Consider the following 16,858-nt stretch of genomic DNA (forward strand, 5'->3'; position numbering starts at 1 on the left):
GAGGATGTAAAACTTGGCCGCACGTTACTCCCGAGTCACATAGCCCCGCGACCCTCTGGACGGTTGATGTCTGCCCCGATTCCCGATCAGGTCCTGCGGCGGCTGCCCGCGCTCGACGCCGTCCGGGTGATCGGGGCGCTCGCCGTGGTGGGGCACCACGTCGGTTTCGCCACCGGGCGCAACACCGGCGACGCCGCCGTCGGCGCGTGGCTGTCCCGGCTCGACGTGGGTGTCGCCGTGTTCTTCGTCCTCTCCGGGTTCCTGCTGTTCCGGCCGTACGCGCACGCGCGGGCGACGGGCCAGCGGCCCCCCGCCACCGGTCGGTACCTGTGGCGGCGGGCCGCCCGGATCCTGCCCGCCTACTGGGTCGCCGTGGTGGTCTGCCTGCTGGTGCTGCCGCAGAACCGGCCGGCGTCGACCGGTGACTGGCTGCGGCACCTCACGCTGACCCAGATCTACCAGCACGGTCAGCTCCGGCACGGGCTCAGCCAGACCTGGAGCCTGGCCACCGAGGTCACGTTCTATCTGCTGCTGCCGGTGCTGGCGATCCTCCTGCTCGGCCGGCGACGGCCGGCACCGACCACGCCGACGTCGGCCCACCCGGACGGGGTGCTGCGGATCGCGCTGGCCGCGACGGTGGTGACCGGTGGCTGGGTGGCGTTGATGGGCTCGGGCGTGCTCAGCCTCGGCCTGCACACCATGTGGCTGCCCTCGTACGCCGGGTGGTTCGGCGCGGGAATGGCCCTGGCCGGCGCGCACGTCGCGCTGCGCACCGGCCGGGGTGAGCGCTGGCGCTGGCTGGACGACCTGGGCCGGGCCCCGCTGGCCTGCTGGACGATCGCCCTGGGCACGCTGGCCGTCGCCACCACCCCGGTCACCGGCCCCCGGGACCTGGCCGAGCCGACCGCCGGCCAGTTCGCCACCAAGCTGGTGCTCTACCTGGTCGTCGCGGTGCTGCTGCTGGTGCCGGTGGCGTTCGGCCCGCAGACCCGCACCAAGGGCGTCTTCGACAGCGTCGTCGGCCGGTGGCTGGGCCGGGTGTCCTACGGGCTGTTCCTCTGGCACCCGTTCGTGCTGGAGGGGATCTACCTGGTGGACGGTCGGCCGGAGTTCACCGGCGACCCGCTCGGCACCTTCGCGCTCACCGTGGTCGGTGGGCTGGTCCTCGCGGCGGTCAGCTACTACGCGGTCGAACGTCCCTTCCAGCGCTGGGGTGGTCGGTGGCCGCGTCGGCGCAGCACCAGCGAGAGCCAGAGCAGGGTGGCGGTGGCGACCGCGGCCAACTGAGGCAGCCAGGCGGTGTGCCCGCCCCGGGTCGCCGCCCACCAGCCGGCCAGCGCGAAGCACGCCACCGGCAGCCAGCGCACGGTGGCCCGGCGCAGCCGGTGCATGCCGCGCCGGTCCGGCGGGTGCAGGTGCGGCTCCAGCGCCCGCCCGGCCAGCACCACGACCACCACCGCCAACGCCACCCCGACCGCCGCCGGGCCGCCGAACAGCAGCAACGCCCCACCGCCGACGAGCGCGGCCAGGAACCGCCCGCGCCGCCGCCGCATCATCACCACCACCGGTGCCGGGGTACGCCGCCACGGCAGCACCGCCAGCAGGGTCACCCCGGCCAGCAGCACCGCCCCGGCCCCGAGTGCCAGCACGTACCCGCGGTCGGGGGCGAAGCGGAGCGTCACCTCGCCGGCGACGTCGGCCGGCACCAGCCAGCCCTGCTGCCAGCCGTCCACCACGAACGGGGTGAGGGTCCGGCCGGCGGCGGTGGCCACCCACCCGGCGTTGGCGTTCTCCCGCAACGCCAGCACCCGCTCGCCGGGGTGGTTCCCCAGGCGCAGCACCCGACGGGTGGCCGACCACTCGTCGACCCGCAGCGCCGTCCGGGTCGCCCCGGGTGCCGTGGCGTCGGTCGTCGCGCCGCCGGCCCCGGGTGCCGCCGCACCGGTGCCGGCCGTGGTGCCGCCGGGCGCAGTCGGGCCAGCGGTGGTCCCGCCGGGCGCAGCGCTGGTCGGGGTGAGGGCGAGCCGGGTCGGTACGGTCAGCCCCGTCCCCGCCGCCACCACCCGGTTCTCCCCGCCGGCCAGCCGCACCGGCACCTTCGCGGCCGGGCCGCACAGCACGACGGGCACCTCGCGCAGTTCGAGCAGGTCCCGCCGGCTGGCGACCAGCGCGGTCCGGCGTTGCCCGCCGGCCACGGTGACGGTGGGGCCGGTGCCACAGGGCAGGGTGACCCGTTTCGCGGTGTCGGCCCGGGTGACCGGCGTGGTCGGCAGCACGGCCAGCTCGCCCACCCCCACCGGCAGGCTCTGCGTCACCCGCCGGTACGGGTCGTACGACGCCGCCGGCACCAGGTCGGAGATCAGCACGGTGATGTCGTCGCTGCGCATCGGCCGGTCGAACAGCAGCGTGCCGCCCTCGTCCAGCACCCCGCCGCGCATCCCCTCGTCGCCGATCACGGTGACCCGCCAGGGGCGGGCCGCCGCCGCGGTGGGCGGCAGGGTGATCCGCAGGCCGCTGATGGTGCGCGCCTTCGGCCAGGTCAGCCGCAGCCACGGTTGCCGGTCGGCGTCGGCGGCGTACCAGGTGGTCGCGGCGTCCCCGTCCACCACCGCCCCGGGCCGGGCGGTCGGGTGGAACACACCGACGGTCGAGGCGGTCACGGTCGGGGTGACCCCGGTGGTGACCCCCGCCGCCCCACCGGCGTCGAGCAGGGCGTTGAGCGCCGCGCCGGGCCGGGGCCGGGCCCAGAGCCCGACCTGGTAGTCGGCGCCGACCGGCAGCTGCACGGTGCGGTCGATCTTGTCGCTGTCCTCGGAGGCGCGGGCCATCGCCCCGGCGCAGATCGGTCGGCCCTCGTCGAAGACGCACGACGGGGTGGCCGGGGCCGCACCGAACACCATCCCGGCGGGCCGGTCGGTGGCCGGTGGGGTCGGCACCACCAGGGTCCGGGCGGCCTCGACACCGGGGATGACGAGTTCGGCGATGCCCACCCCGCCGAAACCGGCCCGGACGTCGAAGACCTGTTCGACGGTGACCCGGACGAACCGGGTGGGGTAGCCGTCGGGCAGGGCCACGTCGACGGTCTGCCCGCCGGTCTGCACGGTGGTCTGCTGCCGGCCGGCGGTCACGGTGATCTTCGTGGGCAGCGAGTCGGCCCCGGTGTCGAAGGTGATCCGCAGTTGCCGGACGACCTGCGGCCGGGACAGCTCCACCTCGAACCACTGCCCCGGCGTGAGGGTCCCCGGCGCGGAGCGCCAGGAGGTGCTCAGGTCACCGTCGACCGCCGCGTACGGCTGGTGCTCGGGGCGTCCACCGCCCAGCGGCTGCGCCTGCGACCAGGAGCTGGACGCGGACACCCCGCCGATGCCGAGGTAGCGCACCACGGTGGACTCCCCGTCGGCCCACTCCGGCAGGTAGTCGCGGGCCGGGGCGTCGAGCCGGGGTCGGTCCCGGGCGGTCAGGGTCGCCGAGGCGTTGTCGTGCTGCTGGCCGAAGGCGACCTCCCGGCGGCGCAGCCCGTCGGTGAGCGTCACCGACGGCTCACCCAGCCCGGCCGGGCGGTCCCCGGCGAGCACGGTGGGCGCGGCGGACAGCCGGCCGGCGGCGGCCAGCGGCAGCAGCGACTCGGGGCCGCCGACCACCGTGGTCAGGTCGGCGGCGTCGTACGCGACGACCTGGTCGACGGCGCGGCGGACCTCGTACACCTCCAGCGCCCGGACCTTGACGTCCAGGCCCCGGTCGACGAAGTTGCCGGGGAGTTGGCCCCCGCCGACCTCGGGGCCGAATCCGCGCACCGGGTGGATGCCGGGTGAGCGCAGCAACGCCTGCCGGACCACCACCGGCTGGGTGGCGCCGCTGTGGCCGTAGTCGAGGTCGGAGCGCAGCAGCAGGTACTTCACCCCGGAGCGGGCGAGCAGGTCGGCGAGACCGGCGGAGCCCTGCCCGTCGGCCAGCGCCGATTCGACGGTGTCCAGCAGCCGGATGGTGCCGGGCGGGGTGAGCGGCACCGAGCTGCGGACCGCCCACGGCCGGTGCGACAGCGGTTGGGTGATCTCGTCGCTGGGGCTGCCCCAGAGGTAGCGGGGGAACCGGGCGGCCGGCACCACGAGCACCCGGTCGTCGCCGACCGCCCGGTCCAGCCAGTTCGACGCCTGCTGCCAGTAACCGGGTACGCCCTGGAAGCTGCCCGGGGCGGCCAGCCCGCCGCCCAGCGCGGGCGCGGCGACCGCGGCGACCGCGACCAGGGCGGTGCCGGTGACCAGGCCGGCGCGCAGCCGGACCGGCTGGAGCGGCCGGGGCAGCAGAGCGGCCAGTTCCGGCCGGTGGCCGGTGCGGGCGGCCCGCAGCACCAGCCCGACCAGGTGGGCCAGGCCGAGGATCAGCGGCAGCCGGAGCACCACGTCGAACTTGTGCACGTTGCGCAGTGGTGCGCCGGCCGCGTCGAGGAAGGTGCGCTGGGTCTGCGCGCCGAACCCGTCGAGCTGGCCGAGGTGCCCGAGCCCGACCAGGGCCAGCCCGACCAGCAGCCCGGTGACCAGGAACCGCCGGTACGGCATGCCCCGGCGGGCCAGCCCGGCGATGCCCAGCCCGGCGACCACCAGGGTGGCGATCACCAGGGGTTGTTCGGTGGCGAGCCGCCAACCCGCCGTCCACGGCGGACCGTACGCGCCGTTGAGGTAGGCGTGCCAGTGCGAGGCGCCGCGCAGCACGGTGGTGGTGTCGGTGGGGGTGGTGGTCACCGGCGCGGTCTCGATGTAGTCGAGGAAGGGTGGGCTGTACCGGCCGAGCAGCAGCAGCGGCACCAGCCACCAGGCGGTCGCCGCGCCCACCGCCAGCCCCCAGCCGACGAGCGCCTTCGCCCGCAGTCGGAACGGGTGCAGACCGGCCAGCCAGAGCGCGGCCAGCGGCACGACGGCCAGCACGGCGGTGGCGTTGACCCCGCCGGCACAGGCCACCACCAGGGCCGACCGGGTGACCGCCCGCCGCACCGGCACCCCGTCGACCAACCCGACCAGCGGCACGAGCACCCACGGCGCGAGCGCGCTGGGCCACGCCTCCACCGAGATCGGGCCGAGTTCGGTGAGCAGCCGGGGGGAGAGCGCGAAGGCGGCCCCGGCGAGCAACCGGGCCCACGGGGTGCCGATGTGCAGCCGCTCGGTGAGCCGGACGACGCCGACGCAGGCCACCGTCAGCAGCAACGCCCACCACAGCCGCTGCACCACCCAGGCCGGTACGGCGAGCAGCTTGCCGAGGAGGAAGAAGGGTCCCATCGGCCACAGGTAGCCGTACGCCTGATTCTGCAACTGCCCGAAGGTGCCGTCCGGGTCCCAGACGTGCAGGGCCCGGGTCAGCCATCCGGCCGGATCGATCGCCAGGTCGACCTTGGTGTCGATGACGATCAGCCCGGGGTCCTGGAGGAACGCCAGTGCCGACAAAGCGAGACAGACCGCGACCAAGCGCACACGCCACACCGTTCTCGATGTGTCGTCCGGCCCCTCGGCCGGTCCCGGACGGCCCGGCGACTGCTGCATCTCGCCTCCGATCGGGCATTGCGACTTGCGTGACGCAGCCCATAGTGTGACGCGACCGCGAAGACTACTCGGCAGTAGGAGTTGAGTGTTGGACGCACCGGCTGCCGCCACCACCAGGCACGTACTGTTCCTCAACTGGCGGGACACCCGGAATCCGGAGGGCGGCGGATCGGAGGTCTACGTCGAACGGATCGCCGGCGAACTGGTCCGGCGCGGCCACCGGGCCACCCTGTTCTGCGCCACCCACCCGGCCGGCACCGCCGAGGAGACCACCCCCGACGGCGTACGGGTGCTGCGGCGCGGCGGGCGGCACACCGTCTACCTCCGGGCCGCCCTGGCGTACCTGGCCGGCGCTCTCGGCTTCGGCCCGCTGAGCCGCCGCCACGGCGGCCGACCCGACCTGATCGTCGACGTCGGCAACGGCCTGCCGTTCCTCTCCGCGCTCTACGCCCGCCGGCCGGTCATCGCGCTGGTGCACCACGTGCACCGCGAGCAGTGGCCGGTGGTGCTCGGCCCCGGACTGGCCCGGTTCGGCTGGTGGGTGGAGTCCTGGCTGGCGCCCCGGGTCTACCGCCGCTGCCGGTACGTCACCGTCTCCGCCGCCACCCGCGACGAGCTGGCCACCCTCGGCATCGACCCGGCCCGGGTCGACATCGTGCACAACGGCACCCCGGACATGACCGTCGGCCCGGTGCCCCGCTCACCGCAGCCGTCGCTGGTGGTGCTCGGTCGGCTGGTCCCGCACAAGCAGGTCGAGGTGGCGCTCTGGTCCCTCGCCGCGCTCGCCGACGAGCTGCCCGGCCTGACCCTGACCGTGGCCGGTCAGGGCTGGTGGGAGGCGCAACTCCGGCACACCGCCGCCGAGCTGGGCCTCACCGACCGGGTCCGGTTCACCGGCTTCGTCACCGACGCCGACAAGCGGCGGTTGCTCGCCTCGGCCTGGGTGGCGCTCACCCCGTCGCTCAAGGAGGGCTGGGGGCTCACCATCGTCGAGGCCGGCGCAGTCGGCACCCCGACGGTGGCGTTCCGGGGCGCGGGTGGGGTCGAGGAGTCCCTGGTCGACGGGGAGACCGGCCTGCTCGCCGAGGACGTCGACGACTTCGTGGCCAAGGTGCGGCTGCTGCTGACCGACGACGGCTACCGGGCCACCATGGGCGCGGCGGCCCGCGCCCACGCCGCCCGGTTCACCTGGCCGGTCTCGGGCGAAAAATTCGCGGCCCTCGTGACGAGGGCCGCGAACGGTCCGGCAGGATCACCGGTCGCACCGACTCCGGCAGGATCGCCGGTCGAGCAGAAGGGTCCGGCAGGATCGCCGGCAGGGCAGTCAGGTCCGGCAGGATCACCGGTCGGGCGGTCGGGTCCGGCGGTGCCGCCGGTCGGGCAGGCGGGTCCGGCAGGGTCACCGGCCGCGCAGGTGGAACAGTCCTACTTGGTGCCGTAGACCAGCGGCTGGTTGGCACCACCGCTGCCGCCGGACTCGGTGCGGGCGGCCTGCTCGGCCTTCGCCGCCTCGGCCGCCGACGTACCGGTCAGCGTGGTGGCCAACGCCACCGTGCCGAAGGCACCCAGAGCGATCGCGGCTACCGCGACCAGAACCAACGAGAGAGCACTGCGCATGGTGCTGTTTTCCTCCTCGTGAGCTGCGTGCGCGGCACGTTACCACCAAGTAGCCAACACCGGGAGAGCCGCGCGGGCGATCACCACCGGCCCGGCGGGCGGCCCGGAACGCGGCTGGCCGGGCGCTCGCCCCGGGCGGAGACCGCGCCGGTCAGCGCCCTTCCGGGTTCTCGTACAGGGTGAGGTCCACACCGGCGTACACCTCGCGCAACCCGGCCAGCGCCGCCGGGTCGACCCGCTGACCGTCGGCCGTCCGTTGCACCACCACCCAGCGCACCCCGGTCGCGGTGACCGGGCCCCCGGCGGCCAGCACCCGGCCGACCTCGGCGGCGCGCGGGTTCTCCCCCCGCACCCCGGTCGAGCCCACCCAGAGGGTGTCGTCCACCAGCACGTCGGCGTCGACATAGCGGGGCAGCGGGTCCAGCACCGTCCGACCGTCGTTCCAAGGGTACGCCCGGTAGGCCCCGAACGGCAGCGACAGCACCTCCCCGGGTCGGCCGTCGAGCCGGCGGGCCACCGCGTCCCAGTCCGCCGGGTACGTCACCGGGCGCAGCCGGCCCGCCGCGCCGAACGCCAGATCGGGCAGCACCACCACGGGCAGCAGCAGCGCGGCGACGAGCAACGCGGTGGCACCACCGGCCGCCCCCCGGGCGGCGACCCGGTCGGCCAGCCGCTCCGCACCGAGCGCCCCGGCCACCACCAGCAGCAGCGCGTACGGGACGAGGAACTTCTGCCCGTCGCGGAGCACCCCGGCCCCCGGCACCGACGCCACCGCCCACCCCAGCACGGTGGCACCGCCCGGCAGCGCCCCCAGCAGGGCGGTCAGGAACCCGGCGGCGGCCAACCCGGCGAGCCGGTCCGCCGCCCCGGCCGGCCAGCGCCCGCGCAAGGTCCGGAAGCCGTACACCGCCAGCGCCAGCAGCAGCCCCGTCGCCACCGGCGTCAACGGCGAGGTGCGGCTCAGCGGGGTGGTCTGCCCGTTCCAGATCCCCCCGGTGCCGGCCAACGCGCCGAACACCCCGCTCCAGTTCTCGGCCCGCGCCGCGAAGGCGGCCACCCCGGCCGGGTCGGTCCGGGCGTCCGCCGTGCTGAACCCGGCGACCACCAGCCACGGCAGGTTCAGCACCAGCAGCGCGCCGACGGCCAGCGCGGTCGTCCGGGCGGCACCCCGGCGGGTGACCAGCACGGCGACCGTGACCAGGGCGATCAGGCCGCCCGTCGGGGTGACCACGGCGGGCAGCGCGACCAGCACCAGCCGGCGCAGCCCGCCCGGCCGGTGCACCCGGATCGCGGCGTCGACCAGCCACGGCAACGCCCCGTACGCCAGCAGCAGCCCCCAGTGCCCGATCAGCAGCCGCTCCGCCAGGTACGGCGTCCAGGCGTACCCGACCGCGGCGACCACCCGGACGACCGGCCGCCGGGTGGGCACCAGCCGACCGGCCCCGATCGCGGCGAGCAGCAGCACCCCGGCCAGCACCACCCGTTGCAGCAGCCAGCCCGGCACCGCCTGGCTGGCCAGCGACACCAGGGCGTCCAGCGGCACCGCCCGGGGCAGCGAGTCGACCGGGGCGACCAGCTCGGCCCGCCACGGCTGGTGGGGCACGAAGACCATGTCGTAGCTGAGCGCATAGCCGGGCGCGGCCAGCGGGGCCAGCACCAGTGCGGTGACGGCCAGCCCGGTGGCGACGAGGATCGACCTCTCCCGCAGGGGTTGACCTCCTCACTAGGCTGACCCGGCGATCGGCGCCGGCGTGGCGACACTGTACTTGCGCCGCTGGTGACGGGCGGAGCCGGCGACACGGGACGGTCACGGCAGGCGGCGGACGACCGGCGGGGCCGGCGACACGGAGCGGTGATGGGCACAACATCGGACGACGGGCACGGTCGGCGACCAGGGATCGGCGTCGCCGGGGTGGCCGTCACCCTGGCCGGGGTCTTCGTCAACGGGCTCGCCTACGTGGTGCCGGTCCTCGGTGCCCGGCACCTCCCCCCGGCGGAGTTGAGCGCGCTGGCCACCCTGCTGGCGCTCGGCGCGATCGGCGGCGTGGCCAGCACCGGTCTCCAGATCGCGGTGGCCGTGCACCGGGCCCGGCACGGTCGGGCCGCCACCGCCCGCCCCACCCTGTTGACCGTGGCGGTGACCGCCGCGCTGCTGGCCGTGCTGCTGCCGGTGGCCGCCGTCGGGCTGCGACTGACCGGCCCGGCGGTGCTGCTGCTCGGGGTGCTGACCGTGGCGGTGGTGGCCGCCGGCCGGTGGTTGGGTGAGCTCCAGGGCGACCAGCGGTTCCTGCGGCTGGCCGGGGGGATGGCGCTGCTCGCCGCCGGCCGCTACGGCGGGATGATCGCCGGGCTGGCACTGGGCGGCGGGTTGACCGGGGCGTTGCTGGCCGGGGCGGTCACCTCCGTGCTGGTGCTGGCGCTGCTGGTCCGGCTCAACCGGGGGGCCGGTCTCGACCCGGTCGCCCCGACCCTGACCACCCGCACGGTGCTCACCGCCAGCGGGGCGACCCTGGCGATGCTCGTCGTGTCGTACGCGGACCTGCTGCTGGCCCGCCGGTTCCTGCCCCCCGGCGCCTCCGGCACGTACGCGGTCGGCACGGTGCTGACCAAGGGTGCGTTGTGGGCCCCCCAGGTGGTGACGGTCATCGCGCTGCCCCGGCTGGCCCGGGGCGACCGGGGGACGCTACGGACGGCGCTGCTCCTGGTCGGTGCGGCCGGGGCGGCGCTGGTGCTCGCCTCGGTGCTGGCCGGCGGGCTGGCCTTCGGGCTGGCCGGTGGCCCGGAGTACACCCGGCACGGCGGCCTCGCGCCGCTCTTCGCCGCCACCGGGGCCCTGTACGCGCTGGTCTTCGTCCTGGTCAACGCCCGGGTCGCGGCGTCGGCCCGGTGGCCCTCGGCACCACTGTGGATCTCCACGGTCGGCTTCGTGGCCGCGACCGCCACGGTCGTGCCGCACACCGTCGCCGGGATCGCCGGGGCCGCCCTGGTCACGGCGACGGTCACCGCCGTCGGCACCGCAGTGTCGACAATCCACCGCAGAACGGATGCGCCGCCGCCCTCCACCCTTCCGACGGCTACCGCCCCCGTCCCGGGTCGTGACACCCTGCGGGTCGGTGACCGGTAGACGGGGGTTTCTGGTGGCGTTGGTCGACCCGGGCCGGCAGGTGGCCGATGTCCGCCAGGAGGTGACCGGTGTCCGCCGGCCGGCGCGCTGGCTGCTCGTCGCCTGGGTGCTCGGCCTGCTCACCGCCGTACCCGCCGCCCCGCCGCACCGGGCCCTGCCGGACAGGGGGCCGACCGCCGCCCGGCTGACCGCCGCCTTCGCCGACTACGGCGACACCTCCGGCCGTTGGAACGGCGCGGACCGGACGGCCTCGGTACGGCTGCCCGACGGCCGGCTGCTCTGGCTCTTCTCCGACACCTTCCTCGGCCCGGTGCACCCCGACGGTTCCCGGCCCCGCACCGCGCCCTTCATCCACAACTCGGCCATCGTGCAGCGGGGCGACCAGCTCGCCGAGACGGTGCACGGCGGCACCACCGAGGACCCGCGCGACCTGGTGCCCCCGACGGCACCCGGCGAGTTCTCCTGGGTCGGCGACGCCACCGTCTCCGGCGCGACCCTCCAGGTGCTGGTCCACCGCTACCGGCGCACCGGCGTCAGCCCGCTGGACCACACCCTGGTCGGCACCGCACTGGCCAGCTTCGCGCTGCCTGCGCTCACCCCCACCGGGGTCCGCCCGTTACCGCTCGACTCCCGGGTCTCCTGGGGCTCCGAGCTGCTCCGCGACGGCGACCACACCTACGTGTACGGCACCGAGGCGGCCGGCGGGGCGAAGTTCGCCCACCTGGCCCGGGTGGTCGGCGACGACCTGACCGGCCGGTGGGAGTTCTGGACCGGCGACGGCTGGTCCACCGACGACCGCGCCTCGACCCGGCTGCTCAGCGGCGTCGGCACCGCCTACGGCGTACAGCGGATCGGCGGTCGGTACGTGCTGGTCACCCAGGAGAACAACCTGGTGTTCAGCGGCGATCTGGTCGCCTACTCGGCCGATGCCCCGACCGGCCCGTTCACCGGCCCGGACTACCTGCACCGGGCCCCGGAGACCGCCGCCGGCCACCTGGTCTACGACGTCGACCTGCACCCGGAATTGGCCCGCCCCGGCCGGCTGCTCCTCTCCTACAACGTCAACGACGTCGACGACGCGGTCACCTACGCCGACGCGGGCCTCTACCGGCCGCGTTTCGTCGAGGTGGCCTGGCCCCGCCAGCGACCGGACCGGGCCGACCTGCCCCCGACGCCGTCGACGCTCACCGCCCGACCGGGCGGCGCCGGCACCGCAGAGCTGGACTGGCCGCCGGTACGCGCCGACGACGAGTTGCGCTACCAGGTGCACCGGCGGGACGTCACCGCCGGCCAGACCCACTTCGTCCGGATCGGCGAGCCGACCACCGCACCCCGCTTCTCGGCCGACTTCCTGATCAACGGGCACGACTACGAGTTCCGGGTGAGCACGCTGGGCCGGCGCGGCGAGAGCCCGCCCTCACCGGTCGGCCGGATGACCGCCACGGTGCCACCACCACCACCACCGCAGGGCCTGCGGGCGGTGCCCGGCCAGGCCGGTGACGTCGCGCTGAGCTGGGAACCGGTGCCCTTCGTCCAGCTCTTCCGGGTGACGCAGCACGACCTGGGCACCGGGGAGCGGAGCACGGTCGGCACCTTCACCGGCACCACCGCCACCGTCGCGTCCCTGCGGCACGCCCACGCGTACGAGTTCACCGTGGTCGCGGTCGGTGGTGGCGGGGACAGCCCGCCGTCCGCGCCGGTCCGGGCGACCGCCCTGGTCACCCCGCCCGCCCCACCGCCGGGGCTGGTCGCCGTCGGGCAGCCCGACGGCACCGTCCGGTTGTCCTGGCGGACGCTCGGCCCGGGTGTCTCCTACCGGGTGTACCGGCGCGACCTGACCGCCGGCACCCCGCAGGACGGCCCGCCGGCGGTGGAGGCCACCGCCGGGCACCTGGCCCGGCACCTGGCGCACGGCCACGAGTACGAGTTCACGGTCGACGCCGTCAACGACGGCGGCGCGGGGGCCCGGTCCGCGCCGGTGCGGGCCCGCGCCCGGTTCACCGCCCCCACCGAGGTCCCGACGGACCTGCGCGTCGAGGCCGGCGTCGGCAGCGTGGAGCTGACCTGGCGCTCGGCGGTGCTCGGCGGCTGGCACCGGGTGTACCGGCGGGACGTCAGCGTCGGGGAACGCGACTTCACCGCCGAGGAGATCCCCACCCGGGGCACCCGGGCCGTCGTGCCGGGGCTGCGCAACGGGCACGAGTACGAGTTCACGGTGGCCGCGATGAACCAGGCGGGTGCGGGCCCACCCAGCGCACCGGTCCGGGTCACCCCGCAGTTGCCCACCCCGACCGGGCTCGACGTGACGGCCACCGGCAGTGGCGAGGCCCTGTTGACCTGGCGGTCGGCCGGTCCAGGGTTCGCCTACCGGGTGCAGTGGCGCGATGCCACCGCCGGGGGGCAGTGGCGGGCCGCTCCGTACCCGGTGCGGGAGAGCCGGCACACGGCGGTGCTGTTGACCCGGGGGCACGACTACCAGTTCCGGGTCGCCGTGACCGACGGACGGGACGACGGGCCGCCGGGCCCGCCGGTCGGCGTCCGGATCCGCTGAGCACCGGTCAGTCGCCCTCGGTCAGCCAGGCTCTCGCCCACCTCGACGAACCCGGCCAGCAGCGAGTACCCGTCAGGGCCCGCCCCGGCGTGCCGGGCCAGCAGGCAGCGGTCCGGTGCCGCCTCGACCAGCACGATGACCGCCGGTTCGCGCCGAGGAAAGTGCAGCCGCGCGCAGCCCGGCCCGAGGCAGGCCCGCTCCGGGTCGCCGCGCGACGCCCCCGCCCGGTCGATTCGTCCGCCCCGTACGGCAGTCTCAGCTCACCCATCCGGACACCGTGCCACGAACGGCCATACACCGCGTGACCGGCTACGACACGCGGTGGTGAGGATGGCCGGACGCACGCTGTCGGCTGGCCGTCCGGTTGGCTACCGTAGGTGTCCCTGGGGGCCGCAACCCCCCACGTGGTACGTCCGATCGAGGTGGCTGTGACCCTGTACGGCGACAATCAGGTCTCCGACGACCGCCCCACGGTGCAGGTCACCGCGGTGAGCTGGCCGGGCGAGGACGAGCCCCCGACGGCCGGCGGGGCCGCGGGCTCGGGCCCCGGCGGCGGGCCGTGGTGGCGACGCAGGCGGGTGCTGCTCGCGGGCGGGGTGACCGCTGCGGTGCTGGCCGGGGTGGTCGGCGCGGGCGCCTATGCGTACGCCGGGGACGTCCCGCGCGGCACCAGCGTGCTCGGCACCGAGCTGGGTGGCCGCAGCCGCGCCGACGCGGCCAAGGAGTTGCGGGCCGAGTTGGAGAAGCGCGCCGGCACGCTCAACGCGCCGCTGACCGTGGTGGTGGGCGAGAACCGGGCGGAGATCGTCCCCGCCGACGTCGGCCTGACGGTGGACGTGGCCGCCACCGTCGCCGCCGCCACCGACGCGCAGGCGCACCCGGTGGGCCGGCTGTTCGGCTCCCGTACGGTCGAACCGGTGGTGAGCGTGGACGCCGCCAAGCTGGATGCGGCGTTGCGCCAGATCCTCGGCAAGCAGGGCCGGGACATGACGATGCCGGCGATCATCTTCACCGGCACCACCCCGAAGCCGGTCTACCCCAAGCCGAGCCTGACCCTCGACGCGGAGCAGTCCGCCCGGGTGGTCCGTACGGGTTGGCTGGCCGGGCAGCCGGTGACGGTGCCGGTGGTGGAGAAGAACCCGGTCACCACCCGGGAGGAGGTGGACCGGCTGGTCGCCGAGCTGGCGAAGCCGGCCGTCGCCGCTCCGGTCACCATCACCTCCGACAAGGGGTCGGTCAGTGTCCCCCCGGCGGCGATCGCCCGCGCGCTGCGCTTCTCGGCCGACGACGAGGGGAAGCTGACGCCGAAGGTCGACGTCAAGCGGCTGCGGTCGGCGCTCGGCAGCAAGCTGACCGCGATCGAGTCGACGCCGAAGGACGCCGGCCTGACCATTTCGGCCGGCAAGCCGAAGGTGGTGCCGGGGCGGGCCGGGCAGCAGCTCGACTCGGCGGCCCTGGGCCGGGACCTGCTGGCGGTGCTGCCGAAGACGGACGGCCGGACGGTGACCGGGCAGCTCAAGAAGGCCGAGCCCGAGCTGACCGAGGCGAAGCTGGCCGAGCTGGGCATCAAGGAGCGGGTCTCCACCTTCTCCACGAAGTTTCCCGGCGGGCTCTCCTCGCCACGTAGCCAGAACATCATCCAGGCGGCCAAGGACGTCGACGGCACGATCGTGCAGCCGGGCGAGACGTTCTCGCTGAACGCGCACACCGGCGAGCGTGGCTACGCCCAGGGCTACAAGGACGCCCCGGTGATCCTCGGCGGCAAACTGGTCCCCGGGGTCGGCGGGGGCGTCTCCCAGTTCACCACCACCCTCTTCAACGCCAGCTACTACGCCGGCCTCCAGGACGTCGAGCACAAGCCGCACTCGTTCTACTTCAGCCGCTACCCGGCGGTGATCGAGTCGACGATCTTCTGGCCGGACCTGGACTTCAAGTTCCGCAACAACACCCCGCACGGGGTGCTGATCGACACCGCCTACACCTCGAACACGATCACCGTGTCGATGTGGAGCACCAAGATCTACGACAGCGTGAAGACCGAGTACGGCCCGCGCCGCAACATCACCTCGCCGAAGACCGTCCACCTGACCCCCGGCCCGACGTGCATCGCCGCCGCCGGCAGCACCGGCTTCAGCCAGGACGCCTTCCGGGTCATCAAGAAGGACGGCAAGGTCGTCAAGCGGGAGAAGTTCAGCTGGACCTACGACCCCGAGCCGAACTTCGTCTGCGGTCCCAAACCCTCCTGAGCCCCGCGCTCCCCAGCTAGCCCCCGAGCCCACGCACCCCGACTCACGCACCCCCGGGGCAGCGCACCCCGGAGCCTCGCACCCCGGAGCCTCGTGCTCCGGGGCCATGCACGAACGAGCCCCGCCGGCGATCAGCCGGCGGGGCTCGGTGCTTTCCGGGTACGCCCGGGGTCAGGGGCGGGCCTCGGCGAGTCCCTGGCGGACGCCCTCGGCGTCGCGGTCGGTCCCGTAGACGGGGGTGTCGGGCTGCTGTCGCCAGCTCTCGTCGAGGGTGCCCGCGTCCACCGGATCGAAGCCGAGCGCGTCGACGAGCTGCATCACCAGCTGCTTGGCGTCGGCGTCGTCGCCGGCCACCGGCAGGGCGATCCGGTCACCCGCCCCGGCGGGCCTGCCGTTGTCCATCAGGTGCGCGGCCTGGATGTTGTTGAAGGTCTTCACCACCCGGGCGCCCTTCAGATGGTCGGCGGTCCACCGGCTGGAGCTGAGGCTGCGGTCGAGCAGCTCGGCGATGTCGCCGTCACGCTGCGGGTAGTAGTTGTTGGCGTCGACGACGATCTTGCCGTCGAACGGCTGAGCCGGGAGCCCCGGCACCGCGAGCAGCGGGATCGCCACCACGACCAGTTCGGCGTCCTGGACGGCCTGCTCCAGCGTGCCGGCGCTGGCCCCGGTCTCCTGGGCCAGGTCGGTGAGACTCTCCGGGCCCCGCGAATTCGCGACGGTCACGTCGTGCCCGAGCGAACTCAGCCGCCGGGTGAGGGTGCCACCGATGTGCCCCGAACCAATGATTCCGATCTTCATGACCACTCCTGCCTCCGCCGGTCCCGACGGTCAGTTCCGGTCGTACGGTCAGCAGGTACCCCGACCGGTCCGCTCCGATTGCGGACGAGGCGTACTCCACGTCACGTTTTCCGCTGCGCTGGTGCGACCCTCCGGAGCCGGGTCCCGCATCGACGGTACGAGGTGAAGCCCGCCGTCCGGGGCGATTCCCCGAACGCCGCGCTGCCCTGCTGCCGCTGCCCTGCTGCCGCTGCCCTGCTGCCGCTGCCCTGCTGCCGCTGGCCTGCTGGCCTGCTGGCCACATGTTTCGCCGCCGTGGTCGTCCCGCCGCTGGGGCTGTACCGGGCAGTGCCCGCACTTCCCACCTACGGTAGGGAGCCGGGCACGGGCTTCCGACCGCACGTTGCGCGGGCCGGTCAGTGTGCGGCCGGTCGTGCAGTCAGCGGGACGGGCTGGGCTGCGATCGACTCAATGTCCGCGATAGCGACTCAATGTCCGCGATAGAGCGGTGTCCGCAGCACTGGAATGGTGCAACATCGCCACATGAGCCCATGCTCTCCACTGGAGGGCAGCCGGGGTCGGGAGGACAGTTGAGGCTGGAAAGCAGCTTGGGTTGGAGGACAGCTCAGGTCGGAGATCGGTGGGGGTGGGAATGCAGTTGAGGCCGACCCCGTCAGGGGTCGGCCTCAACTAAAGGTTGTCCGGCGGTGTCCTACTCTCCCACACCCTCCCGAGTGCAGTACCATCGGCGCTGGAGGGCTTAGCTTCCGGGTTCGGAATGTGACCGGGCGTTTCCCCTCCGCCATGACCGCCGTAACACTATGAACATATCAAACAACACACACACCCACACAAGTGTATGGGGGGTTGTTCGGTTCGTTCAGAGTTGCACAGTGGACGCGTAGCAGCTTTGTAGTCAAGTCCTCGGCCTATTAGTACCGGTCAACTGAACCCGTTACCGGGCTTACATTTCCGGCCTATCAACCCAGTCGTCTAGCTGGGGGCCTTACCC

Annotated in this window: 8 protein-coding genes, 2 rRNA genes and 2 pseudogenes; 5 read left to right on the plus strand and 7 right to left on the minus strand. The window is 74.4% G+C overall.

Features of this window, described 5'->3' with window-relative positions:
* The first annotated feature begins 66 nt into the window (after positions 1-66).
* Complete coding sequence (locus GA0070216_RS19680; RefSeq protein ID WP_091247872.1) at positions 67-1,287, plus strand: acyltransferase family protein; 1,221 nt, start codon at positions 67-69, stop codon at positions 1,285-1,287.
* Here GA0070216_RS19680 and GA0070216_RS19685 read toward each other — a convergent pair.
* Positions 1,182-5,462: an alpha-(1->3)-arabinofuranosyltransferase gene (locus GA0070216_RS19685; protein WP_176739052.1), complete on the minus strand. Its 4,281-nt coding sequence runs from the start codon at positions 5,460-5,462 to the stop codon at positions 1,182-1,184. The two genes, GA0070216_RS19680 and GA0070216_RS19685, sit on opposite strands and share 106 nt — an antisense overlap.
* 157 nt (positions 5,463-5,619) lie before the next feature.
* On the opposite strand from GA0070216_RS19685, the pseudogene GA0070216_RS19690 reads away from it, so the two are divergent.
* Positions 5,620-6,816, plus strand: a pseudogene (locus GA0070216_RS19690) (glycosyltransferase family 4 protein); the annotation flags it as partial.
* Positions 6,817-6,956: 140 nt separating this feature from the next.
* Here GA0070216_RS19690 and GA0070216_RS19695 read toward each other — a convergent pair.
* Both GA0070216_RS19695 and GA0070216_RS19700 read right to left on the minus strand, forming a co-directional pair.
* Positions 6,957-7,148 carry a hypothetical protein gene (locus GA0070216_RS19695; RefSeq protein WP_091247883.1) on the minus strand — a complete coding sequence of 64 codons (192 nt, stop codon included), beginning with the start codon at positions 7,146-7,148 and terminating at the stop codon, positions 6,957-6,959.
* 151 nt (positions 7,149-7,299) lie between these two features.
* A complete protein-coding gene (locus GA0070216_RS19700) occupies positions 7,300-8,856 on the minus strand; it encodes an MmpA family trehalose lipid delivery protein (protein ID WP_483819055.1) in 1,557 nt (518 codons plus the stop codon).
* Positions 8,857-9,003: 147 nt separating this feature from the next.
* Here GA0070216_RS19700 and GA0070216_RS19705 point away from each other — a divergent pair, with 147 nt between their 5' ends.
* Both GA0070216_RS19705 and GA0070216_RS19710 read left to right on the plus strand, forming a co-directional pair.
* Complete coding sequence (locus GA0070216_RS19705) at positions 9,004-10,272, plus strand: polysaccharide biosynthesis protein (RefSeq protein WP_091247890.1); 1,269 nt, start codon at positions 9,004-9,006, stop codon at positions 10,270-10,272.
* Positions 10,262-12,823, plus strand: coding sequence for a fibronectin type III domain-containing protein (locus GA0070216_RS19710; RefSeq protein WP_141723140.1), 2,562 nt, complete (start codon positions 10,262-10,264; stop codon positions 12,821-12,823). The genes GA0070216_RS19705 and GA0070216_RS19710 overlap by 11 nt, the downstream gene beginning before the upstream one ends.
* Before the next feature lie 11 nt (positions 12,824-12,834).
* Here GA0070216_RS19710 and GA0070216_RS19715 read toward each other — a convergent pair.
* Positions 12,835-13,020: pseudogene (locus tag GA0070216_RS19715) on the minus strand (NAD(+) diphosphatase); the annotation flags it as partial.
* Positions 13,021-13,245: 225 nt separating this feature from the next.
* Between GA0070216_RS19715 and GA0070216_RS19720 the strand changes: the two are divergent.
* Positions 13,246-15,069, plus strand: a complete 1,824-nt coding sequence (locus GA0070216_RS19720) for a VanW family protein (protein WP_176739053.1) — start codon at positions 13,246-13,248, stop codon at positions 15,067-15,069.
* A gap of 171 nt (positions 15,070-15,240) precedes the next feature.
* Here the strand turns inward: GA0070216_RS19720 and GA0070216_RS19725 are convergent, their stop codons facing one another.
* The 3 genes from GA0070216_RS19725 to GA0070216_RS19735 form a co-directional block, all read right to left on the minus strand.
* A complete protein-coding gene (locus GA0070216_RS19725) occupies positions 15,241-15,867 on the minus strand; it encodes an NADPH-dependent F420 reductase (protein ID WP_091247901.1) in 627 nt (208 codons plus the stop codon).
* A gap of 678 nt (positions 15,868-16,545) precedes the next feature.
* Positions 16,546-16,662, minus strand: a 5S ribosomal RNA gene (rrf, locus tag GA0070216_RS19730).
* Positions 16,663-16,758: 96 nt separating this feature from the next.
* Positions 16,759-16,858, minus strand: a 23S ribosomal RNA gene (locus tag GA0070216_RS19735); the annotation flags it as partial.

This window comes from Micromonospora matsumotoense, assembly GCF_900091525.1.
In the GTDB taxonomy this organism is placed as follows: Bacteria; Actinomycetota; Actinomycetes; order Mycobacteriales; family Micromonosporaceae; genus Micromonospora; species Micromonospora matsumotoensis.

Excerpts from the sequence above, each read along its gene's own strand:
- GA0070216_RS19725 (WP_091247901.1), bottom strand. The coding sequence starts at position 15,867 with ATGAAGATCGGAATCATTGGTTCGGGGCACATCGGTGGCACCCTCACC.
- GA0070216_RS19695 (WP_091247883.1), bottom strand. The coding sequence starts at position 7,148 with ATGCGCAGTGCTCTCTCGTTGGTTCTGGTCGCGGTAGCCGCGATCGCT.
- GA0070216_RS19680 (WP_091247872.1), top strand. The coding sequence starts at position 67 with ATGTCTGCCCCGATTCCCGATCAGGTCCTGCGGCGGCTGCCCGCGCTC.
- GA0070216_RS19705 (WP_091247890.1), top strand. The coding sequence starts at position 9,004 with ATGGGCACAACATCGGACGACGGGCACGGTCGGCGACCAGGGATCGGC.